Below are 22,768 nucleotides of genomic sequence, written 5' to 3'. Positions count from 1 at the left end.
CTTTTACCCTTCGCTAACTGTGCCTACTACATTATATAGACAGAAGCCTGCATCTTTGTTAGTAATTAATTGCTGATACATGTGCATAACTGCAACATTGTCAATCACAGGCTGAGCACCAGGATATTTCGCTGCAAGCGGGTATCCTTTTGCGACCAATGACTTGCCGAAAGAATTGTCATATTTGCTCATGCCGTTCGGAGCAAGCGATTTGTTGTAAGCCATGATAACTCGTTTACCCCAAAGATCTGTCATCACGCCATTATTGTCATATAATCCCGTGCCTACACGGACAGTTACAGGATTGCTCTTAGTTGAAAGGATTGCAGAAAGCAATTCTTCTGTCACTATACCGGTCTGCGTATATTGAATTCTCGACAATATTTTTGGGTGCGACTGCAATGCAGCGAATGCTTCATGACCAATCACAATCGCATTTGGTAAACGATTAACCTTACCCCTGACAGTCTCCATAGAATCTAAGATTGTAGAGATAGGGTCAGAGTCGTTGTTATTAAAATAGTCATCATTAGTCAAACCAACATAATGGTCAGCACTGTAGGTCGCTTCAAGAGATAACAAGTCAACTGCTGCTTTCTCTTTTTGTAATTCGAGGGAATGCCTCAATTGCTCTACTGAATATTTTTCTAAATCAGTTACTTTTTTTGCGGCAGCACTTTCAAGTACATCAATCTGTGCTTCAAGAGCATACATTGAAAGTCCGTAGTCTTTCGTAGTCCAGTCATCCAAAGGCATAGTCTTAATTGGAGCTTTGGTCGGACGTTCAGAGTCATGAATTCTCATATGCTCTTTGCCGAACACAGGGATTTTGCCTGTCATCTCTTCGACTTGCACTTCCGGCAATATCAAATTGCTTACGAATGATGCCGTGTCGATTTTTTGAGCGAACATAGTCAAGAGTGGATCTTGCGACGCTCTAAGTGATTCTAATCTTTTGTCCATTAGTTTGATTCCTCCATAACTTTATTATAAGCAGTGTTTAAATCCACCTTGTCTGAAGCCATTAGCTCCTGCACTCTGCGAGCTAGCGTTTGTCTTTCACTCTCGCCTTCTTGTTTACCTTGAGCGGCAGGCAAAGGCTGCGTGATAGAACTAAGAGAAGGGCGAGCTTCAAGCTCTTCACGTTTGCGTGCATAAAGAGATTTGCCATTGACAACGGCATTCTCATTGCCTTCGAGCTTACGCAAAGTAAGCAACTCGGCTTTTAATTCATCGCGGTCTTTAGCTAAAATCCTATCTTGAATCTTTGCTAAAAATAATTCTACTTCAGTCTCGACATCCTTAGCAGCTGCCGCCTGGAGTTCTTTGCGAGCAGATTCAAGTTCCTGCTCTATCTTCACTTTGTCACCCGACAAAGCTTTAAATTCATCTGTCAATTTCGCTACTTCTGCCTTAAGCTTGGTATTGTCATTAACAGCCGCTTCACTTGTAGCCTGCAATTTAGCATGCTCCGCATTTAAAGCGTCATATTTTGCTTGTAAATCCATCGAATCGTCCTTTCGATTGTTATTAAAATAATTATTATTCAAACTGTAAAATCTAATTTTTTGATGCGCCATGATTTTGTTAGATAAGCTCGCCTTAACTAAATCTTCTTCACCGGGCTTATAAACCTCATCTACAAATCCCCATTCTTTGCATTGCTCTGCATTTTGATATACATCTGTAGCTAATATGTCCTCTATCTCTTCAGCAGTTTTACCGGTTCGGTTTTGATAGATTTTAATCATTGATTCTTTTAAGGTCTTCAGGTTCTTTGTAGTTTTTTCGATTTCGTCTTCATTTCCCCACGTAAAAGACCAAGGTTTGTGAAAGAGCATCACGGCTGAGTCTGCCATCATAACCTTAGAACCGGCACAGGCTAAGACAGTCGCCATAGATGATGCTTCCCCGATTATCCGAACCTCCGGTTTATGCTCTTTTAAAAGTGCATATATTGCAAGCCCTTGCGTCACAGATCCACCGGGACTATTGATATAAACAATCAATTCCTCGCCTTCTGCTTTATCTTTTAGCTGCCTGCGAATACTTTCATCAGTGATTGGATTGTCGCTCCAAGCATCTCCGATTACACCAAATATATCAATTATCATTTTTTTTAAATCTTCATTATGTCAAAATAACTAATGCAAAAAAAACAAAGGAATGTGCAATTTTACTGTGCAATTTTACATTACATTTTTGCACAGCAGATTTACATAGCAAAACTGCACAGCAGATTTACATAGCAAAACTGCACAGGTTTTTCTCATTTTTGCTTTTATTTTATTAATCATTAATGAGTTTATTGTGGCAAACATTACAAATGAAAAAGCGAAATACTATAAAACACTAACTGAGCCGATTTATGAAAAACAGCCTAACGAGCCGATTGAAGCTTTTGAGGCTTTTCAAATTTACAGGGATTTAGGTCCTAAACGGAATGCTGCCGAAACAGCCAAACTTTTAGTTCTCCCGGGCATAAGACCAAAGCAAATATTTACGCGGGTACAAAACTGGATGTCTATATGGAAATGGCAAGATAGAGTCGCTGCATACAAATATCATATTGATGAGGTATTCAGACACGCTATGGAAGAGAGCGCCCGCGACCTCGCAAGAAAACATGCTAAACTCGCAGAGAACTATATTGATGTACTCGCAAAACCTGCAGAGATTTTCCTGCTTAAATATAAAGAGAATCCCGAAGATTTTAACGACCTCGACCTTTTGCCAGCCTCAAAATTATTTGAAATGATTCAAAAATCTGCAGGAATTCTGTCCGCTGCATCAGAGCTGGGTCGAAAAACACACGGAATGAGCGACAAACATCAGATTGACCATACTACAAACGGCAATACTATCCTGCCGTCAATCAATATCACCGTAGTAGGCTCTAAAAGCAATTTGTTACAATCATTAGAAGCAACTAATAATGACTGAGCTTAAGGTTTCGCCTGTATATTACGCTAATTGGCTCGCATATAATGACCCGAATGTTAAAATTATATGCAATCAAGGTGGTACACGGTCCGGTAAAACATACTCAATCATGCAAATTTTAACAACTCTTATGCTGACTGCGACCGAAAAACAGAGTATCAGCGTGGTTTCAAAGACTTTGCCGCACATCAAAAGAGGCGTAAAAAGAGATTTTGAGAATATATTGCAAGGGATTAATCAATATGACCGCCGCAAGTTTAATCAATCCGATATGGTTTATACGCAAAATGATAATTCTTATATAGAGTTCTTCAGCACTGATAACGCGGACAAACTCAGAGGAACTTCAAGAAAAGATTTATTTATTAATGAAGCAAATTTCCTAAATTACGAGGAATGGATACAGCTCCTCATGCGTACTACAGGCAAAATATTTATCGATTATAATCCATCTGACGAATATCACTGGATTTATGACCACGTGCTGACACGTGATGACTGCAGATTCATAAAATCTAATTATCTTGATAACTACGACTACCTCTCTTCTGAGCAGATTGAAGAAATTGAAAGGCTGAAAGGTGAGGATAACAACTATTGGCAGATTTACGGATTAGGTGAAATAGCAAAAGCGATTAATCTGATATATCCAAATGTCAATATCGTTGATTCAATGGCAGGGGGAGAGAGTATTTACGGTCTTGACTTTGGGTACAACAATCAAACAGCACTGGTAAAAATTAATAAAGTTGGTAAAGATATTTATCTTCATGAAGAAGTTTATGAAGCAGGGCTGACAAATAACGATTTAATTACTGAATTAAAAGATGCGGGTATTAAATTTGAATACATATATGCTGACGCTGCCGAGCCTGCCCGAATTGAAGAGATTTACAGAGCAGGATTTAATATTTACCCTGCTGACAAATCTGTTAAAACAGGTATAGATTTTTGTAAACGTTTCAATCTAAATGTTACAAAACAATCTTATAATCTTATCAAAGAACTCAAATCTTACAAATGGAAGGAAGACAGGAACGGCAAAATATTAGATGAACCGGTAAAGTTTATGGACCATGCATGCGACGCTTTCAGATATGCGGTGTTTACACACGGTTCAAAAATCTGGATTAACGAGCATACTAAAATTATGAAGGCAAAAAATAAAGACGCTTTTCCAGGCAAAAGCAGAATTAGTAAATTAAATACGAAAAATCAATTATTCACTTTAGGACTTTAAATTATAATGAAAACTATCAAAGATAATTCCGTGGCAATGAAAAGGTTTTTCCAAATCTTTAAAGCCATGGCGATGAAAAAAACATCGCCCTTGACTGAAGGACTTGATATTTATCAAGATTTTCATACTGCTTTTCTTAACATACTGCCAAATCCAAGCCAGCTCATTCGTGACAAAGGATTTAAAATATTCGCTGAAGCTATGGCGGACTCTACAGTCAGAGGTGCTGTCAATTCAATCTTGGAAGGGGTCGGCTCGCTCGAATGGGAAATAGTGAAAAATGATGCTGATGATAACGAGATTAAACTCGCTTATGTCACTATCGAAAATCTGATGAAAGATGAATTGATTAAAAAAATTCTTTACGCTGTGTTTTACGGCTTTCAAGCTCTCAATACGATTTGGAAATATGACAATGGTAAATATATACTCGAGCAAGTGAAAGACTTGCCGCACAATAGTATTATTTTTACGAATGATAATATTCTAAAAATTCGGCAAAATGACGGCGACTTTGTAGGCGTTACCCCAGATCACTATAGAGTGAAATATGTTGCTTATGACGCAGGATACAATAATCCTTACGGAACAGGTTTACTTCTGAATTGCTACAAGCATGTCTTTTTAAAAAATACTGTGCTGAATTTCTGGGCTCAATTTGCAGAAGATTATGGCAGTCCCGGTGTGTTCGCTACCTTCTCTGCTAAAGCGGCTAGTCAATTCCAAATGGACCCTGAAGATTTTGCCGAATACTTCTTTAGCGAACTACAGGAAATGCGACAGCATAAAACTATTGTTTCGCCGGAAGGGACAGCTCTAAACCCGATCGCTGCAGGCAGTACTGCGTCATCGGAAATTTACAAGGGCTTAATCGAATTCTCTAATGCAGAAATAAACAAAGTGCTGCTCGGACATGAATCAGCATCAGCAGCAACGCCGGGTAAGCTCGGCAATGAAACAATGGCGAACAATACTAAAATTGATAGGATTGAATCTTATACTGAGTTTGTGAAATATCATATCAATGAATTGTTGAAGTGGCAACATGAGCTGAATTTCAATTCTACAAATATTCCTGAAATTCGTTTTTACGAAAAAGATGACCTTGATGTTTATTCCGCTAAGGCAGATTTATTGATTAAACTGTCGCAGGTGGGCGTTGAGGTTAATGAGGATTATATCGAAAACGAATTCAATATTGATCGCTCTTTTTTTCAATTAAAACAGTTGCCAAAAGCGATTAATGACAGTAACTCATCTAAGATTACAGGCTTAAAAGCAAATCAAGCATTTGCTCAAACAGAAAAAGAAGCAAAAGAAAGTAATTCTGTCATTGATGACTTTATGCAGTATGTACTCAACTCTGATGAATTTCAAAATCTTAAGTCTGATACGTTAGACAAAATATCTTCTGCATTGAAAAAATATAAATCTCTCGAAGATATGAATGAAAATGTTTACGAGATTTTTGATAAACTTGATATTGATAATAAGAATGATACTATTAAAAAATTTATGCTGATTTCAGCTGTGTATGGATTCAATCAAGAGGACGAATTATGAAACTTACACTTGATATTCTTAAAACAGCTTTCGATAAATCGCCGGATGAAGCACTTGAGTATTTTAAATCTTTAGGCATTATTGATGAGGATGATGCAAAATGGGATGATTATTTTGAAAAATTTAATCAAGATGCTTTCACTATCGCAAAAATTAATAATGCTCAGCATCTGACCGATGCAAAGGATTTAATTACAGAAGCAATCAAATCAGGTGAAAATCTCAAACTCTTTAAAGAAACTCTAAGAGATAAATTAGATTTAAGAGGATGGCACGCCGATTTAGTCGTTACTCAAAATATATCAAATGCCTATAATGCAGGACGCTATTATCAACAAATTGATGACCCTGATGACGATTTCCCTTACATCAGACCTTATGTGATGAATGACAAAAAGACTACTGACCAGTGCAAATGGCTCGCAGGAAAGAATATTGTATTAAAAATTAATGACCCCTTGCTAAATGAAATGTATACACCACGCCATTTTCGATGCAGAACAATATATTCTGCCATCTCCGAAGCACAAAGGAAAAGGTGGGGATTGTCGGTTGTTGATATTAAAGATATTCCTACAAAATATCGTAATCATAAAGATTTTCGCCAACTCCCAAGCGAGCCGTACTCTCCGGACTTAAGTAAATTTGATAAAGAATTACGTGAGAAAATTAAATGAATATAACCCTTAAGCTCGACGACATCCAATTCGATATCGAAAGATATTTAAATAGTGTTAATATGTCGCCTTTTTATAATGCAGCAGGCAAAATACTTACGCAAGCCGTCAGAGATAATTTCGATACGCAAGGGGCTTATTTTAACAGAGGTACGGCTTGGATGCCTCTCGCTCCTTCAACTGTCGAGCAACGTGATAAGCTCGGACTCAGCCGTGATGATTTACTGAAAAGGCGAGGGGGTGACGCTGGGCTCTTTGGCTCTATTAATTTTACAGCTAACAGCACAGGGGTTGAGGTGGGGACAAATCTGTTTTATGCGAAGTATCTACATTTTGGTACTAAATTTATGCCACCACGCCCAATCTTTCCGGAAAATGAATTGCCGCCGGATGTAATCGAGGACTTAACTGATGCGATGGCAAGATTTTTGAAAAGGAATTTTAATTAATTATTAAAAAAAAAGGGCGCCACTTTCGTGATGCCCTTTCTAATTAAAAACGGAGTGGATAAAACATTTCATACTATCAACGTTGTTAGTATGAATCAGCATAATTTCAAAACAGAACTAATCCGTTTTGTTATTTATAAAAATAGGGAATATTTTTGTTGTACGCAAAATTTATTTTATTTTTTTCTCTCTCTGTTTTAACAATCTTCTCGTCTCTCGAGGATTGCGTCCAATCTCCTGACTTATCTTCAAGATTTCACGCTTAGTAAAATTTACAGCTGTGTACCTCTCGCTCAAATATCTGATTATTAAACTGTTCATATTCTTTATGCTCTGGATTGATAATGGCAGACTGTCGAAGTGAAGGAGCAGTCTGCGTGCAACATCTAGACCTGCAATATCTGCTATTAATTTTGTATCACCCGATAAATCGCTGATTTCTAAATAATCAAGTATTGATTCTTTAACTGTGTTCATTTTGCCTCTTTATGCTATTGTTGCAAAAAACTTTTTTACTTGCTCTACATTGGTTACGATTAAAGCTATACCGCCATGCTCTTGTATTTGACGTATGTTTATTAATTGTAATGCAGTTGCTTTCTCACCCTCACGCTTTACTTCGACGGCGTAAAATAATCCTTTGTAGCATCCAAATATGTCAAGCGTGCCACTCTCGTTAGCCACTATTACTTTGCGCACATAACTTATTGTACGCAAATATTCTAATATCTTCTTTTGTTCCTGACTTTCATAACGCATTTAAAAAATCCTTTCTGAAATAATACAATGTGTAATCTTTTTTCTTTAATACTGCCTGATAAACTTTCTCTTCAATACCATTTTCCATCATCAACCAATGCACTTTTACAGGACGCTCTCGTCGCAAATCCTGTAGCCTCGCTCTTGCCTGCCAATACTGTACAGCGCTAAAATCTATATTGTAAAATATTAATATATCAGCTGATGATAAGTTGACGCCCATCGAACCAGATTGTATCTGACAAATGAATGTTTTATCGCTTCTATTAAATTCTTCAGGACTATCTGTATTATTGCTTATAACTTTGCGAAGGACATCGCCTTCAGCTATAAACTTATAAAATATTGCAATTTTTTTATCTTGATATGATTCTTTGATATACTGTGCTTTAGTTATATCTATCACTTTGTAACCGCCATCCTCAGTCTTGACGGTGCCGGAATAAGTCTGATGTATTTTATTCTGCAATTTAACAGCACTTTCTGCTATGATCTCGCTGCCGTCTTTGAATTTGTAATATTGATGCTTTTTTAAGATTTCTACTAATTGTATTAAATTTGATGTAGGCTTAAGAAGTATTATCTCTTCTTCGACTTTAGATTCACTGAACCCTGCTTGCTCTTGAGTGTATCTTACAAAATATTTTTCAAGGACCTGCATCACTTTTTCTTTATCACAATGACTGTAATCTCTGAATCTTAATCCATTTCTTACAACCTCTTTAACATTTACAAACTCTTTTGCAAACTGATAAAAATTTGATTGCTCGAAAGGACTGTTAGCCGATATTGCGAACTGATGATATAGTTGACTGTAACTTTCCGGACTTGGAGTTCCGGACATTAAAATAAGTTTAGCGCCGGGATTATTCTTAAGAATTTCTTTTAGTATTTTTGTACGCTCTGATGGCTTCGGATAGGCACCAAGTCCATGAGCCTCATCACAGATTATTACATCTGCCTTTGCTTCACTATGATTTTTTAACTGCTCATAATTGATAATATTGATGTAAAAGTTAAATCCAAAATTCTCATAGTCATTGCATATCGATGCAAGAGCTTTTTTCTTGCTTACAAAAAGTACATCCTGAGCTCCTGCAAGTTCCGCTGTCTTAAGTGCAATTAATGTTTTGCCGACACGCATTTCGATTGCGTAATAAACGATTCCGAAAAGCTGAAGAATTTCGTTTCCCTTTTTAGCCAACTTTAACTGATAATCTCTTAATTCCATCATGCCACCTTATAAATATGATTTGAAGCCCGAATTTCGCTGGTATTTGAAATATATCCTTCATATTCAGCTTTGAATAGCTCATTAAGCATAAGTGTTAAATTTGCAGGATTTTCTTCAAGACCTGCTTTAAGTAGCATTCTATCAAGTAAATCACATTCTTTTAATATTTCATCTTCTGCAAAATAATCTATCCATTTTTTCCGCTCATCAGCATTCTTTGTATCGCCAATTTCTTCTGCGATAATTACACGTGAATGAAGTGACTTGTTTTCATCAGTGTTTCCGGCTATTAATTCTAATTCTTTTATTTTTTGTTCCAAATTTCCCAACATCTCCATGTTGACGCCTTGCGTTTCTTTTAATACGTCATACGCTTCTCTATATTCCTCAAGCTTCAAAATTGCATTAGCTCTGTTTTGAAGTTTTTCTTCCTGTGTCAAAGATTTTATTTCAGGCTTACTTTCTTTTATTTTTGGTGTTATTACTACCGGCTCGACATCATCAAAAAAGAGGTTCATTTCATACCCTTGATTATTAATTTTACATATTAGTTTCTATACTATAAATAGTATCAATTTTTTTTTGATACTATTTATAGTATCTTTTTTTTTTATACTTTAAATAGTATGTTTTGCCCTTTTATACTATAAATAGTATCATTTCGGCTAAAAAGTGTCACTTTGGAGCCATTTTTCGCAAAAAGTGACACTTTGAAAGTGTCACTAAAAAAATCAGCATTGATGCACCTTTTCAGGTTTTTTAAAATTTTAGTGTCACTTTGCGTTTTTTCAAAGTGTCACTAAAAAAATCAGCATTTATGCATCTTTTCAGCCTTTTTTTTAATTAGTGTCACTTTATTTCTTATTTTTTAAATTGATTTAAAATAAAATAAAATAATAGTAATACTATAAATAGAATGTTTTATAAAAGTGTTTTTTATAGGGAGAGGATATAGAAAAAATGCCCTTCAAAGTGACACAGCCCCTCGAAATGCCGATGAACACTCATTTTTTTAGTGTCACTTTGCGTTTTTTCAAAGTGACACAGTTTTTTTACAAATCCCCCAAATGCCGATGAACACTCATTTTTTTAGTGTCACTTTCAAAGTGACACAACTTTTTCAAAGTGACACTAAATTTTAGAAGTCATCACTATTAGTTTTAATAACATATTTTCTATTTTTACTATTCCTGACTTCCTCAAATGCTATTTTTTTGAGTTTCAAATACTCATTAAACCATCTTGTAGTTTTAGTTTGTGTAGCAGCATATTTGCCGGACGGTCCAAAGATTTTATGTTTATTTGTAAATTCCTCATAAATCTGTTCTCTTGTATATTCGAGCGTCCCTGTGCTATTTTCAATAGCTTCATTCATGAATTCGATAAACTGTTCCGGCACTTTATTTTGCAGTTTCCTTTCATCAAGATTTTTCTGTTCATAAGAGCGAAGACCATGTTTTAAATATGCTATGATACATCCAATCATAAACGAGTAGAACAGATCCCATTCCTCTGAATCTTCATCCCATCCGGCTTCAAAAAAGAGGTTACCAAATTCATCAATGGGTTGATAATCAGCGGTAAAGTAATCGGAATATTCAACTTCAAACTTACGAGCTTTATATGAATCAGAATCATTAGAGAGTACAGAATTAGTAGTGATTAGGAATTTCGGAGAAAGTTCATATGGAATAGAGAATGTCTGCAGTGATTTTTTTTGAATTTTGAGTCCTTCGGTGATATCAGGGAATAATTTTTTAAAATCGAAAGATTTTTCAATATCATCGATAAAAATAATTTGGTCATCAATTTCGACTTCTTGATATACGAACCTATCTTTATCGGGGTCAAAAGTCTTTCCGTTCAGGGTTTTCATTTTTCTTATATGTCTAATCGCCTGAGCTGTTAAGCCTTTACCTGTCCTTCCGTTAGAATCAAGTTCGGCGGATATTTTTTCTTCGCAGAAAATGACAGCTTTAGTTAGGGATGGATTTTTATAAGTATGCATCAGGTAACCCATAGCAGTTATAAGAGCATAGAGCCTATTCTTATCAATTTTCCTTTCATTTCTTGGAGCTTCTGGGTCATCGGTATTCGCAGGCGAGCAAACGAGTTCAATAAACCTTTCGAACTGTCCTTTTGGCTGAATGACCGTTGTATTTTGTTCATAATTGAGCAAAATATTTTTAATTTCATGTTTCGAGACTTGATTTTTCCAAATATAATGATTAAAATCTTTATAATCAATCATTTGTGCTTTATTTTTATCAATTTCAACAATTTTATTTTTGAAGAAGATATAAGCTTTATTTTTAGAATCTCTTGCAAAATTATCAGGCAGAGTTTGAATCATATTCAGGTAATTTTGTGAAGAGAACTCGTTGATTTTCGTGGCAAATACTTCTTTGAGTTCATTTTTATCAAAGAGCGGTGTAACTGCATTTGGCATTTTATCAATTTCGGATAGTATAAAATCATTAATTTTTTCATTAGTAACCTGTTCGACAATAGAGTGTTTAATTTTAACATAAGTAGATTTTTCATTATCGAGCCATACCTTCCTAAAACCTTTAAAAGCGAGAAACTCGAGTAACTTTATTTTATGAATAACCAGTTTGTAATTTGACTTATCATTCACCTGGTCTTCGTCTTTATAATTAATTTTCTTTTTTGGCACTTGTTGGAAGAAAATATACCTTGTAGGAATTTTAGTAATTTTAAAAAACTCTTCTGGGTCATAATCTTTCATTTCTTCGAGTATATCGGCTTTTTGTCCAGTTTTTGACGAAACGACTGTACCTTCCTTATCGACTGCATAAAATTCTTTATCGAAATCCCAGAGTAACCCCGGAGGTGCTCCGCCATCTTTAGCTTTTTTAAAAACTACCATTCTTGTAGGCTGTTGATATCTGTGTTGAATTTTATATTCAGCGCCTTGATTGATATCCGGTGACCATTGCTCGACGAGTGATACAGCCGTATGAAAATCAAATTCATTTCCGATTGCTGAGACAACCTTCATCCATTCGTCGTATCCTTCATTCGTGGGTACATATTTAAGCAATTCTTTTGCTAATTCAGGTGTAAAGTCTCTGTACTCGCGATAAGTCGTATTCGATTTATTAGTATAATCATTTTGAGCAGCTATATTTTGAGGAGCTTTTTCAGTAATTTCAATTGTTTCTTGCTTAATCAGCTCTTGCACATATTCATTTGTCAAGACCGGCATTTTGGGATTAACATAAATATAGCCATGATCGTTACCAAAATACATCCTATCAATATTTTTACAAGATTTATCACCTTTAAACCTTTTAATCAGAGCCGTTGCAATTTTTCTAAAATCGGGTTCTTCGGTCGGTTTTGGTAGTGCAAAAATCAATCTGAATTTATGCCAATCTTCTGTGAAAGATGGTGAGTGGTAAGCTATGAGTAATTGTTCGTGAATTTCCGGATTTTCGAGGAGCGAATTGAAATCAATATAATCATCGCCTTCAGTTTTATATCTCAAGTCATATTTTTTAGTTTCCGGATTATAAATTTTGACTTCATTATCAACATCAACGAGCACAATTTCAGCATGTTTAATATGCTTGATAGATGGTTTAATCATATCATGTGGCACATCCTCTTTAATAACGCCTGCAGAAATGGCGTATCCTTTCCCTATCATTTTGCCAATATCTTCCGGTGTGGCAATTATATTTGTCCATCCTGGCAGGTTTGGTTTTTCAACCTTATTGATGAGGTTAGAATTAACTGATAGATTGAGCTGCATATATTTTAGCCTTATATTTTTTAGATGTTTTATTAGAAAGAGCTTTTATTTGATTGTAAGATTCGTCAATTTCATCGTATTTTTGTTGCAATTTCATTTTAGCGAAATCAGTATATGTCATATCTTGATATTTTTCCGCCCAAATAGAGACCCATCCGGGCTCATAATCATCAATCAGATCTAGAAATATATCGCTGTGATGCAACTTGCAAATGTCATAAATTGCGATATTATCATTAATAGAGAGTAGTTTAATTTGATGTTTGCGGGCGAATTTATTGAAGTGTTTATTTTGTATTTGTTTCAGCCTGTTCATTTGCAGAATATTCATATTTATTCCTTATTCTCGTTGATTAATGTTTGTGTTGAAAGAATCATACTCGAATCTCTTGACAATTGCCTCGTGGGCTGCAGCCATCAGTTTTTTACTGTCGCCTACCCCATCGCAAATTGGGCACTCGTCGTATGAGCCTTCCATATATTCAATTTTCGAATGTCCGCATTTATTGCATATCCAAAATAGCATATAGGTGTCTATAGGCGGCACCAGCTGATAACCATTTTCTTGTATGTCGTCCCAATTTCCCCAAATGTGTTGAAAAGGGTAGCCGCAAAACATAACAAGCGGCTCAGTGAACCATTTTGATATCGTGTTTTCAAAAACATTGTATTCTTTATCGTAATTTTGGTGCTTGATTTCAATATATACTCCCTTGCTTTTTCCTCGTAACGTTGTTTCTGGTAAATAGAAGTCGGGTAAATATTTACTACCGTTAGCAGAGACAAACCCTTCCGGTTCGTATTGATATTTTATTCCGAGTGCTTTAAAAAAGACAGCCCATCGAGCTTCAAGTCTTGACCTGTGATAGTTACAATTAAAATATGTATCAATCGCCTTCATCCTTTTCTTTCCTTCGATTTATTCTATTAAAAATATAAGCAAGAATCAGTGCAATTGGAAACGCAGCAATCAGGGTGTATCTTACATCAATAGCACCTATGCCAGCAATCAAAACAAGAGCAAGTGAAAATATAATCAGTTTAAGATTATACTTGCGGGTTACTTTTGGAGGAGCAAGAAAGGCTTTCTTTGATTCTCTGACATCTTCAATTGATTCGCAGCCTATAGTGTTCGTGGCGTGGTTATCATAGGTTACATTTATATAATAAAAATCAAAATTTATACTATTGACTTTATACCATTTGCCATTATGGAGCACTTCAGTATTTGCACTCCAACTGATTTCATCAAATTCTTGTTTAGTCATTTTTCACCTTTTTATTTTGGTTTATATACTCACAAAATAAGTTAATTATATCTTGTAAATTTGAATATTTACAAGTATAAAAAAAATCAATTTTACTAATATTGTTATTTTTGACGTGGTGAAGAGCGTCATCAAGCTCGCCTTCAGTCAAAATTAAGCCAAAATCATCTGCTAATTTTAGCCATAATTCATTTCTTGTCATTTCTCACCCTCCATTTTGCTGTGTGAGTTCTTCGTTTAATTTTTTACACAGCTTAATTAAATTCTCTTTTGTAAATAGCATTTCTACATTAACAGACACGACGCCTGATACATTGATAGAAATTACATAAGGTTTGCCTTTAATCCTTTTTGATACTGACAATTGTCCGTTATCAGTTATTCTAACTATGTCCATATTTCTTTCTCCAATTTGCTCCCACTGGAGCGGTTAATAAAATTACGTATAACTGCTCTTCCTAACAACTATTTCAAGTCTGACAAACTCGAGGGGGAAATTAGCACTTCCGCCGTTATACTTTCCAACCATAGCTATCGCACATTCGACGAGGTCTTCGCCGGCAGTACCATACTCACGAAGTTCTTTTGAAGAAATGATTTCTTCAAGTATTGTACCGTCAAAATCTTTCGTAATAAGTTTATATTTCATATTTCTTTCTCCTTAAATTATTAGCTCAACCTTACGGGAGCGTTGGTAAATTGCGTATAACTACACTTAATTAGATGTTATACGCTGACTTGCGTTTAGCGGACGTTATGCCCCATTGTAGAAATAACCACTACCATTGAGCATACCGCTTTCTTCTTTGTAAATTGGTTCTACCTTAACAAGTCCTTGTTTACGCAATTCACGTAATGCTTCTTTAATTGGGGAAAGCTGTATTTCTTTACCCATTCTATCCCGAACATCAATCATTAATTTTGTGTAACCATACCACCATCCACTTTGCTTCCTGTGCCATTCGTAAAGGACATCAAGAACAACGGGGCATAACACATTATTGCCGACAATGGCGGGTGTAGTACTATTTTGAACGTCTGTGCTTTTCATATACTTTTATTTTAAAGTGTAACATTTGTGCTTTTAAACCGCCACTGCGGCAATAATCGGAACGTTATGCACAAGTGGCTAAACACCCGTGTATTCAAAAACGTGAAATACTAAAGAACCACCGTGCAATTGGTAGGTGCTTATGTATTTTCTATCTACACCCATATCATAACCGATTGGGTGTCCAGTTCCAAATATTTCGATAAACCTATCTTCTTTAGGTTCGTTAGGGTCAACCAATGCCCATAAGCAAGGTGTTTCATTTTGAGTTTGCACGGTTAAAATTTCCGCACCTACAGGCATTTGTATTTTTTGATTGTCTGTTGTTTCTAATTCAAATTTCCAAATCGTCTTATTCATAATGTTCTCGTTTTTAAAGCCGCCACCAGATGCATAACAGCACCTATAAAAAATAGCGGGGTTGTTGTTAATATTTAAGTTTGTGTTTCAATTTCACTTTATTTCTTTCCGATAGTCAGTGCCTTGTAATCCGCTACTTTTTATAGCTGCATCACGTTCAGCAAGATTCGCTTCGCTCATCTTGCTGAATAGTCAGGCGGCAGGCGAAAATAAAAAGCGAATCGAACCGTCGCCGAACATGTCGGTAAGCAGAAATCCGGTGGACTTCGCCTACCGCCTGACTATTGGCAGCAAGCACTATTGACCGACAACTAAATGACATTTTTCGCAAACATTTTTGGTTGTATGGTCGTTTAAGATTTTATACACCCAAGAGTGTTCGCATTGCTTTTGTTTATCCTCTAATAAACATTCTTCGTTTAGTTCACTAAAGAACTTTCCCAAATTTGGGTGTTTCAAATCAACCGATGCTGATTGGTCGCCAAAATGTTTTCTAAATAATTCTGTACTTGACATATTCGTTATTCTCCATTTTTCTATTCTCCTTTAATTTTAACTCTGTCTGGAGCTGGTTAATAAAAAGTGGCACGGGCAGGACTCAAACCTGCGACCGTTCTGGATTTTAACCCAACTCCGTTCTAATCAACTGAACTACCGTGCCGTTAAAAGCCCCCGCCGTTGCGAGGTTCGAGGGCTTATTGTGTTATAAACTTTGCAAAATAATATCTACTTTTTTAACATTTTGTTGAAAAAAATATTTATTTAGTGCTGAGTTGGTATCCCCAGCCTTGCCGTCCATTCTCTCCGAGCTGTCAGGGTTAGTCATTTAGAGTTGCTTAAATGGCATCATTTAACGTGTTTTTCCCTCACGTGAATTTTTCATATGATTACCTCACATAATCGCCTCCTTTTTCCAATTTTCAAAGAACGTATCTGTAAACACATTATAAATCATACAATTGCAACGATAATTATATCTAATGTAAGGTTATAATATGATACAGGCAAGCTATAAATCATTTTTTTTAGTAAAAAGAGAATCTTCAGGCATTTCTTCTTCAGCCAAAATTTCATTAGTTACAAGGTCTTTTGTAAAGATTACCCCTGCTTCATAATCCGGTTCTCTATAAGCCGTATGAGTTCTTTTTACAACACCAGAATTATAAATTACTGACTGTTTTAGCCTTTGAGATTCCAGTTCGGATATCTGTTTTTTATAATATGCGGCAGTATTTTTCAGGCTTGTTAATTCTGACTGAAAGCTCTTGATATCCATGTCGTATGCTACAATTTTTTCAGCCAATTCTCTTTTTTCATCATCATCAAGCCTATGCTCAACATCAAAAGAGAAAGATTTCTCGTCATTTGAAGAACTATCCTTCGCTTCTGATGAGTCTTCCAAACTCTCCGAAACATCATCGGTCAAATCTTCAATGTTGAGCTCATCGTCTAATTCTTCAAAAAAGTCATCATCAATTACTCCGTCACCATTAATCCCCATTGGGATTATATTTGCATTAGTAGTTTCCATTAAATTTCTCCCTTCAAAATTTGGTAAATAATTTGTTTAGTATCAGGTGCAAAATTTGAACGCAGCATCCATTCCAGGTAATCTTTATGATTAGCAGCAGGTTTATCTTTGTTATTTCCGAAAGTAAAGACCACAACACCATCATCATTTTTATCATTATTTAAATCAGTACCTGTAGTCTCAATATCAAAAAAAACTATCATAGAATCACCTTCATTTTATTAAATAACCTGTTAAAATCTTTGTCATATTCAATCAATTCTTCAGCTCTTTTTATTGAAGAATAGATAGTCGAGCGGTCTCTTTTCATTAATTTTGATATTTGACTTTCAGACAAGCCAACATTATGCTTTAAGAAATAACAGGTAAGATGTCGGATATCCGATGTTTGCCTCCGTCTATCATCTAAATGAAGTTTTTCAATACTATCAATATTATTATTTTTCATCAATTTATCAAGTATTTTATCGACGCTCATAACATCTATCATTGATTGTTCCCCTTGCAATTGCATTCGCCTTTATGTTTCTCCTCAAGCAACATAGCGTGAATGAAATGAGTGTAATTAATTAAATCGCCGCATTTTTCAGCGATTATTTCTTCCGCGAGCTCTTCTGGTTGCTCATTTAAAAGGTCAATCAGAGATACAAAGTGCTTAGTCATAAAAGCAAATGCCGTTTTAGGCTTTGTATCAATTTTTCCAATCAGCTTTAATATATCTTTTGCTATATTAAAATTGTGAAATCTGTAATTATTAGCAGCATATTCATTTGCTTTACGGTTTAAAACCTCGAAACTGACCCCTTGCTGCCAAAGAAGGAAATCATTAAATTCTTTATTTGTCATATTTTTAGTCCTTTTCTGCTGTTAAAACTCCCTTTTACAAGGGGATTGTTATTAGTTATTTAGTATTATTTATAAAAGAAAGCAGGCGGCTTTATTCAATTAAAAGGGGGGAATATTTTAGTTTTGATAGAGACGCCTGCCGATGGGCATTTTAAAAGGATACTTCTTCAACTTCTTCGATAACCGGTTCATAGCCTTCAGTTTCGACAGCTCTGATGCGTGAATTAATATTTTTAACAAGCTCGGCCACCCATTCACGCCTCTTTTTGTAGCTTAGTTGCGGTTTACCTGTCTTTTCATTCATAATCACTTCTCCGTCAACTGTGATTTGAGCAGGCTTAGGAATTACATCAATAGGATATTTCCATCTTAAATCCTGCCCATTCGATTTGAGCCATATATTTGCATAACCGTTTTTTTGATAAACGCTCATATTAACAGGCTGTGCTATGTCCGCTAATCCGGCAATTGAATTGATGAAATTCAGGAATAAATTTGAGTCAACATCCACAGCCCACACATGCTCGACTGTATCACCTGCATCAAATTTTACAGTATACTGTTTGACCATTTCCGGCTTGCCGTTTTTCTGAAAGTCCACTTCTTTTTCAGTATAATCTATAGATTTAATTATACCTGTAAAATTATCGTAATAATTTTCTTCGCCTTTTCTCCCGTAGATGATTTTCACATCTTGTTTATTTTCGGTTTTACCGATTCTAAACCATTTTAACTGTGCTCTTACTTCGGGTCCCACAATGAATTCTCCTTATTTTAAAAATAATTGTTCTTTTTGATAAATTTTCAGTCCGGTGATTTCACGTTTTCCGGCAGTAATAGCATCTTTTATTTTTCGTTCGTCAATAGTTAAGTATTCTCTTGGTATGACAGATTCATCAATTACATCGTAGGTCCAAGTAAGTCTGATTGAGGAAGATTTGGTTGATATCTGAGCTTGGTGTTCTTGTTCTTTTAGTTCTACAAGAACCTGAGCAGTATCACTCTCGTCAATTTTCCCTTCTAAAGCTTTCGCTTTGAGTTCTTCTTCAATTCTTTTCCTTTCTTCTTCAATTCTGCGAGCTTCAGCTTCTCTTTCTTCTTGAAGTTTCTTTTCATAAGAAAGTATTTGGCTTCTCAATCCGTTCATTGCTTTATTCAAATCATTTGTGATTGATTTTGCAAAGTCGTCAATCTTCTTTTTCTCAGCCAGTATTGGTGCAGTAATCTCCTTACGTTTATCTTCGATAAGGGTCTCCACTTTCTTAGCTGTTTTAGCAAGGTTTTTAGCAGTTTCGAGAGACTCATTTGAATTGATTACAATTCTTTGGCAATTTGATGTAAGCTTAGCGATTTGTTCTTTAGCATCATTAAATTTTGCCATTGCTGTTAGTGTCATTGATTCTAACGCATTCATTTGTTTTTTTTCTCCTAATTAATCTTTAAATAAGTTAGCTATATTATCAAAACTGATTTCTTCTATTTCAATCCCATGCTCTGCCGGATTGATTTTTTCATAATCAGCAGTCACATCTTTAGTATTAATGACTGCAATTTCTTCTTTTTTTACCTCTTGAGAAATATTCTCAAGCACTTTGCTCACAACATCCTCATTCACTTCAGGGAGTTTTATATCTTTAGATTTAATATTCTTAACTGCTTCCGGCTCATCAATATTATCAGCAAGAAGTACAATCTCAGGAGGATTAACATTTACAGGCTTGCTTATCGTTTTGCCTGCTTGTTTTTTATACCTGCTGATTGCTTTCTCTTCGAAAGTCATTACTTCAAGATTATCTTTAAAATCATCTTTTCCGTAAGCAAGAACTCCTTTGAAATTGTGAATAATTTTATTTTGCGATTGCAGTTGTTTAGTTTTGAATATTTTCACATAATATTCTATACAATCTTTCTCATTTGAATTAGTTTGGTCTTTTAAATAGTAAGCAGGCTCTTCAGAATTATTCCAGTCTTTAGGAGCCCAATTATAGACCTTTTCAATAGGGACATGAGGATAAAATTCAGTAAACAGATTCTTGTACATATGAACTTGGGCTTCATTCGATTCAGAGAATCCGTGTCTTCCTGATTTGAAGTCAACAACAGCAGTAACTGTTCTTGTCTTGTCTTCTTTAATCTCTCCGTTCTTATCATATTTAATATCTGTTTTAAGAATTTTCCCATTTTCACCTGTGCCTATTCTCATTTGGCACACCAGGTCAATTGCACCTCCATATCCAAGTTTATTAGATATTAAAACAATCTCGACTGCCAGAGGAACTACATTGTAATCATGGACAAACTTATGAAAAGCCAGTAAGTCATGTTTAAGTTTAGAGCTCCATTCCCAAGTATCAAAATTAATGCGTTTTGACATCACAAAAGTATTGATTCTTGCTTCGATAGAGTTCAAATCGAACTGCTTTAGAATAAGATATTCAGCAAGGCAAGTATGGTCGAGTGTTCCATAAAATCCGGCTTCTTTCATAAGCTGGTTTGCTTTATTCAGTCCGTATGACGCTTTCCAGAGTTCGAGCCAATATGGGGTTGGCATAACTTTATCTAATATTGTAGTCACAGAGGCTTCTTCAATGTATTGGAGTTCTTCTGATATGCTATAATATTTTCTTTGCCCTTTTGCATCGTGTCTGTATACTATCGGAGGAGGTGTAAGTAAAATCTCCTGATTATAAAACAGAGGTTTTATGACCAAATCATCGTGTTGCATTTGTTTTTCCTTAATTGATGAATATTTTGTTATTTAACATTGACAACTTTCTGTCTAAAAAGACTACTTTTGCATAATTAGACTTGAGAGATGTTTTAACAGTACCGGTCTTTTTAAAAGATTTATAAATCCCATAAGCCATCATCACAGGGAGTCCTACAAATATCACTCCCAACATCCAGACTATAATAAATTCACTCATTGTGCATCCCCTTTGAAAGATTCAAGTCCGGAAATAGGATTAACACCCCACTGACCGTCCTGACTTGGCTGATACGCATCGCTTTCTTTAATCATTCTGAATTGTACATTTTTTCGATGAATTCCAAACCTCAATTCTGCTATACATCTGGCTAACAATCCATCTATGTATGTAGCTTTGATTTTAAAAGATGTCAAACGCTTCTGACTGTACCATTTTTGAATCCAATCAATAGGATGCGGTTCATTCTTTCGCCAGGTGATTTGAGTAATCTTTGACATTCCCTCCCAATTTCTGTTCGCCCATTTTTCTAAGAATTCAAACAAAGCTCTTGGAGCTGTCCCGATACCGAAATCTGATATATTTTGTTTCATAATTTACCCCAGTCTTAAAATAAATGTTCTTAAAACTTTAACTATCTGCTCACATCTTGGTGATACAGACTTGTAAGCGTTGAGCAAGTTAAGCAAATCGTTTTTTAAATCTTCTAGGTCTTTGTCTTTTTCACGTTCTGTAAAATCCGTTTGCAAAGTTTCTTCAGAATGTCCGCCGTTCCAATTTTGATTTGAGCTTGTTTCTGCTTTGCTGTAATCATTTTTTGAAACATAGTCATTGAAATCTTCATCTTCGGTTTCTTCTTTCGGCTCTGCTCTTTTCTTGCCGATATTCGATACATTCATTTGAGCAGTCTGACCGTGCTTATTAATGTAGGTTTTAACAGCTGGTTTTGAATTGTCACTTATTATATCATAAGTGAGTTCTTTTAACTCGTGCCGAATTTTTAAAACGAAAGTTTGATGCACATTACATAACTCAGCTATTTTAACATCTGAATATTCCTTCCACTCATCATCATTCAGCAAAGTCAAAACCGCTTTCCTTTTGTCTGCATTAGTGCGTTTCAGTCCGTGAACTGAGTTAGCTGAACATGCAAGAAGAATAGCGTCCCGCTCTGTGCCTTCGATTATCTCACATTCGACTTCAGAAATTAACGCTTTGATATGAGCAAAATAACGATGATAACCGTCTGTTATATAATAATTTGTAGAATCAAAAACAACAGTCAGAGGTGGGAATTTTACTCCCTGACGCATTAATTCAGCATATTCTTCAACCGTTTCGTAATCCAGCTTCTCACGGTTCTGAAATCTTCTGTCTTTAACCAAATCGTTAATGTTGATTTTCTTAATCATATTTGGGGTATTCCTTCTGATAATGAGTATCTGACCTTTTTGACCACTCTGTCATTTACATAATAATTGAAAGCTTTAAAACAATATCCAATTATTTCCCTAGAAGATAATTTGTCTAACTTACCGCCTTTATTTAAATTCTTAGAAATTAAGAATTCCCTTAAATTGAGCATCATGTCGTCCCTGTAAAAACGATCGCCTTTTTTTAATTCACCGCTATTGATATATTCAATAAATTCTTTTGCTTTTTCTTTATATCTAGATGTTGATAAAACATAAAATATAAAAGAGTAAGCTGTTTCAAATCCAAGGTTTTTATTACTCTTGCCGATATAATCTTCGACACCAGGATTATCGTAATACGCCTGTTCAATATCTGCATTAGTAATAATATATTTTTCTCCCAAACTCTGTTTGCTGCTGTATTGAGCAAGATTCGTCCGACCACCTCTTGTACCTATCAAAACGCCTCTCTGGTAAGCTATTAAAGTTCGTAATACGCTTGCTACTTTTGCGGCATTTTTTACTTTTAGTATACTTATAACATCCGCTCCGTTTCTCGTGCGTCCTGTGTCAATTACATTAAAAGTATCATTATCGATTCCAAAAGCTATTTCCATTTCTGCGGATTTGCCTGCCTTAATGATTGCCTCAAGGCGATGCTGACCGTCAATTAACGTATAATTTTTAGCAAGTTTGATGGTTTCGCCTGTTAGCCTCCAGTTGTTGTTCCGAATTTGCTTGGCATAAAACGACACTCGCCCATTATTTAAGCTTCTGTTGTTAATATTATTCGCTAATAGTGTTGCCGCTAATTCGGGTGTTATGTTAACAACGATATTTAAACGGTAACTTATTAATTCTTTTTTCATACCAAGATAATTTATGTCATGCTCTATGTCATGAGCGATATCTTTTATTTGATTCATTGATTCATTTGATAACATTT

The 22,768-nt window shown here is 35.4% G+C and carries 33 protein-coding genes and 1 tRNA gene; 6 read left to right on the top strand and 28 right to left on the bottom strand.

Annotated features, from left to right (window positions below):
- Positions 1-3: 3 nt before the first annotated feature.
- Both KF896_14390 and KF896_14385 read right to left on the bottom strand, forming a co-directional pair.
- Positions 4-963 (bottom strand): hypothetical protein, encoded by a 960-nt coding sequence (locus KF896_14390; protein MBX3044897.1) that lies wholly within the window; start codon positions 961-963, stop codon positions 4-6.
- A complete protein-coding gene (locus tag KF896_14385) occupies positions 963-2,114 on the bottom strand; it encodes an ATP-dependent Clp protease proteolytic subunit (protein ID MBX3044896.1) in 1,152 nt (383 codons plus the stop codon). Before KF896_14385 ends, KF896_14390 begins: the two co-directional genes overlap by 1 nt.
- Before the next feature lie 196 nt (positions 2,115-2,310).
- Here KF896_14385 and KF896_14380 point away from each other — a divergent pair, with 196 nt between their 5' ends.
- Genes KF896_14380 through KF896_14360 form a run of 5 tightly spaced genes read left to right on the top strand, consistent with a single transcriptional unit; the run spans position 2,311 to position 6,872 of the window.
- Positions 2,311-2,943 carry a hypothetical protein gene (locus KF896_14380; protein MBX3044895.1) on the top strand — a complete coding sequence of 211 codons (633 nt, stop codon included), beginning with the start codon at positions 2,311-2,313 and terminating at the stop codon, positions 2,941-2,943.
- Positions 2,936-4,183, top strand: coding sequence for a PBSX family phage terminase large subunit (locus KF896_14375; GenBank protein ID MBX3044894.1), 1,248 nt, complete (start codon positions 2,936-2,938; stop codon positions 4,181-4,183). Before KF896_14380 ends, KF896_14375 begins: the two co-directional genes overlap by 8 nt.
- A gap of 6 nt (positions 4,184-4,189) precedes the next feature.
- Complete coding sequence (locus tag KF896_14370; protein ID MBX3044893.1) at positions 4,190-5,746, top strand: DUF935 family protein; 1,557 nt, start codon at positions 4,190-4,192, stop codon at positions 5,744-5,746.
- A complete protein-coding gene (locus KF896_14365; GenBank protein ID MBX3044892.1) occupies positions 5,743-6,423 on the top strand; it encodes a minor capsid protein in 681 nt (226 codons plus the stop codon). Before KF896_14370 ends, KF896_14365 begins: the two co-directional genes overlap by 4 nt.
- Positions 6,420-6,872: a phage virion morphogenesis protein gene (locus KF896_14360; protein MBX3044891.1), complete on the top strand. Its 453-nt coding sequence runs from the start codon at positions 6,420-6,422 to the stop codon at positions 6,870-6,872. Before KF896_14365 ends, KF896_14360 begins: the two co-directional genes overlap by 4 nt.
- 171 nt (positions 6,873-7,043) lie before the next feature.
- Here the strand turns inward: KF896_14360 and KF896_14355 are convergent, their stop codons facing one another.
- The 13 genes from KF896_14355 to KF896_14295 form a co-directional block, all read right to left on the bottom strand.
- Complete coding sequence (locus tag KF896_14355; protein ID MBX3044890.1) at positions 7,044-7,349, bottom strand: hypothetical protein; 306 nt, start codon at positions 7,347-7,349, stop codon at positions 7,044-7,046.
- A gap of 9 nt (positions 7,350-7,358) precedes the next feature.
- The gene (locus KF896_14350; protein MBX3044889.1) at positions 7,359-7,556 is read right to left on the bottom strand and encodes a hypothetical protein; all 198 of its coding nucleotides are present in this window, start codon (positions 7,554-7,556) and stop codon (positions 7,359-7,361) included.
- Positions 7,557-7,620: 64 nt separating this feature from the next.
- Positions 7,621-8,862, bottom strand: a complete 1,242-nt coding sequence (locus KF896_14345; GenBank protein ID MBX3044888.1) for a DEAD/DEAH box helicase — start codon at positions 8,860-8,862, stop codon at positions 7,621-7,623.
- Positions 8,862-9,383: a hypothetical protein gene (locus KF896_14340; protein MBX3044887.1), complete on the bottom strand. Its 522-nt coding sequence runs from the start codon at positions 9,381-9,383 to the stop codon at positions 8,862-8,864. The genes KF896_14345 and KF896_14340 overlap by 1 nt, the downstream gene beginning before the upstream one ends.
- A gap of 620 nt (positions 9,384-10,003) precedes the next feature.
- Positions 10,004-12,643 carry a hypothetical protein gene (locus KF896_14335; GenBank protein MBX3044886.1) on the bottom strand — a complete coding sequence of 880 codons (2,640 nt, stop codon included), beginning with the start codon at positions 12,641-12,643 and terminating at the stop codon, positions 10,004-10,006.
- Positions 12,621-12,974, bottom strand: coding sequence for a hypothetical protein (locus KF896_14330; GenBank protein MBX3044885.1), 354 nt, complete (start codon positions 12,972-12,974; stop codon positions 12,621-12,623). The genes KF896_14335 and KF896_14330 overlap by 23 nt, the downstream gene beginning before the upstream one ends.
- A 9-nt stretch (positions 12,975-12,983) precedes the next feature.
- Positions 12,984-13,544, bottom strand: a complete 561-nt coding sequence (locus tag KF896_14325; protein MBX3044884.1) for a hypothetical protein — start codon at positions 13,542-13,544, stop codon at positions 12,984-12,986.
- Positions 13,531-13,911, bottom strand: a complete 381-nt coding sequence (locus KF896_14320; protein ID MBX3044883.1) for a hypothetical protein — start codon at positions 13,909-13,911, stop codon at positions 13,531-13,533. Before KF896_14320 ends, KF896_14325 begins: the two co-directional genes overlap by 14 nt.
- A complete protein-coding gene (locus tag KF896_14315) occupies positions 13,904-14,113 on the bottom strand; it encodes a hypothetical protein (protein ID MBX3044882.1) in 210 nt (69 codons plus the stop codon). Before KF896_14315 ends, KF896_14320 begins: the two co-directional genes overlap by 8 nt.
- Before the next feature lie 3 nt (positions 14,114-14,116).
- On the bottom strand, positions 14,117-14,308 hold the full coding sequence (locus KF896_14310) for a hypothetical protein (GenBank protein ID MBX3044881.1): 192 nt from the start codon (positions 14,306-14,308) through the stop codon (positions 14,117-14,119).
- 42 nt (positions 14,309-14,350) lie between these two features.
- The gene (locus tag KF896_14305; GenBank protein ID MBX3044880.1) at positions 14,351-14,560 is read right to left on the bottom strand and encodes a hypothetical protein; all 210 of its coding nucleotides are present in this window, start codon (positions 14,558-14,560) and stop codon (positions 14,351-14,353) included.
- 105 nt (positions 14,561-14,665) lie between these two features.
- Positions 14,666-14,962, bottom strand: coding sequence for a hypothetical protein (locus KF896_14300; GenBank protein ID MBX3044879.1), 297 nt, complete (start codon positions 14,960-14,962; stop codon positions 14,666-14,668).
- A gap of 78 nt (positions 14,963-15,040) precedes the next feature.
- A complete protein-coding gene (locus KF896_14295) occupies positions 15,041-15,265 on the bottom strand; it encodes a hypothetical protein (GenBank protein ID MBX3044878.1) in 225 nt (74 codons plus the stop codon).
- Positions 15,266-15,440: 175 nt separating this feature from the next.
- Here KF896_14295 and KF896_14290 point away from each other — a divergent pair, with 175 nt between their 5' ends.
- A complete protein-coding gene (locus KF896_14290) occupies positions 15,441-15,626 on the top strand; it encodes a hypothetical protein (GenBank protein ID MBX3044877.1) in 186 nt (61 codons plus the stop codon).
- Here the strand turns inward: KF896_14290 and KF896_14285 are convergent.
- The 13 genes from KF896_14285 to KF896_14225 form a co-directional block, all read right to left on the bottom strand.
- A complete protein-coding gene (locus KF896_14285) occupies positions 15,620-15,838 on the bottom strand; it encodes a hypothetical protein (protein ID MBX3044876.1) in 219 nt (72 codons plus the stop codon). The genes KF896_14290 and KF896_14285 overlap by 7 nt on opposite strands.
- A 67-nt stretch (positions 15,839-15,905) precedes the next feature.
- Positions 15,906-15,983, bottom strand: a tRNA-Phe gene (locus KF896_14280).
- Positions 15,984-16,331: 348 nt separating this feature from the next.
- Positions 16,332-16,853, bottom strand: a complete 522-nt coding sequence (locus KF896_14275) for a hypothetical protein (protein ID MBX3044875.1) — start codon at positions 16,851-16,853, stop codon at positions 16,332-16,334.
- On the bottom strand, positions 16,853-17,056 hold the full coding sequence (locus KF896_14270) for a hypothetical protein (GenBank protein MBX3044874.1): 204 nt from the start codon (positions 17,054-17,056) through the stop codon (positions 16,853-16,855). Before KF896_14270 ends, KF896_14275 begins: the two co-directional genes overlap by 1 nt.
- Complete coding sequence (locus KF896_14265) at positions 17,053-17,343, bottom strand: hypothetical protein (GenBank protein MBX3044873.1); 291 nt, start codon at positions 17,341-17,343, stop codon at positions 17,053-17,055. The genes KF896_14270 and KF896_14265 overlap by 4 nt, the downstream gene beginning before the upstream one ends.
- Complete coding sequence (locus tag KF896_14260; GenBank protein MBX3044872.1) at positions 17,340-17,699, bottom strand: hypothetical protein; 360 nt, start codon at positions 17,697-17,699, stop codon at positions 17,340-17,342. Before KF896_14260 ends, KF896_14265 begins: the two co-directional genes overlap by 4 nt.
- Positions 17,700-17,850: 151 nt before the next feature.
- On the bottom strand, positions 17,851-18,456 hold the full coding sequence (locus KF896_14255; protein ID MBX3044871.1) for a hypothetical protein: 606 nt from the start codon (positions 18,454-18,456) through the stop codon (positions 17,851-17,853).
- Between the two features lie 12 nt (positions 18,457-18,468).
- Complete coding sequence (locus KF896_14250) at positions 18,469-19,113, bottom strand: hypothetical protein (protein MBX3044870.1); 645 nt, start codon at positions 19,111-19,113, stop codon at positions 18,469-18,471.
- An 18-nt stretch (positions 19,114-19,131) separates the two neighbouring features.
- On the bottom strand, positions 19,132-20,424 hold the full coding sequence (locus tag KF896_14245) for a hypothetical protein (protein MBX3044869.1): 1,293 nt from the start codon (positions 20,422-20,424) through the stop codon (positions 19,132-19,134).
- A 10-nt stretch (positions 20,425-20,434) separates the two neighbouring features.
- Positions 20,435-20,626: a hypothetical protein gene (locus tag KF896_14240; GenBank protein MBX3044868.1), complete on the bottom strand. Its 192-nt coding sequence runs from the start codon at positions 20,624-20,626 to the stop codon at positions 20,435-20,437.
- Positions 20,623-21,000 (bottom strand): hypothetical protein, encoded by a 378-nt coding sequence (locus KF896_14235; protein ID MBX3044867.1) that lies wholly within the window; start codon positions 20,998-21,000, stop codon positions 20,623-20,625. The genes KF896_14240 and KF896_14235 overlap by 4 nt, the downstream gene beginning before the upstream one ends.
- Before the next feature lie 3 nt (positions 21,001-21,003).
- Positions 21,004-21,819, bottom strand: a complete 816-nt coding sequence (locus KF896_14230; GenBank protein ID MBX3044866.1) for a ParB-like nuclease domain-containing protein — start codon at positions 21,817-21,819, stop codon at positions 21,004-21,006.
- Positions 21,816-22,766, bottom strand: coding sequence for a hypothetical protein (locus KF896_14225; protein ID MBX3044865.1), 951 nt, complete (start codon positions 22,764-22,766; stop codon positions 21,816-21,818). The genes KF896_14230 and KF896_14225 overlap by 4 nt, the downstream gene beginning before the upstream one ends.
- Positions 22,767-22,768 lie beyond the last annotated feature (2 nt).

This window comes from Ignavibacteriota bacterium (assembly GCA_019637995.1).
GTDB lineage: Bacteria > Bacteroidota > Ignavibacteria > Kapaibacteriales > UBA2268 > JANJTB01.
This window is presented reverse-complemented; position numbering and strand designations above follow the sequence as displayed.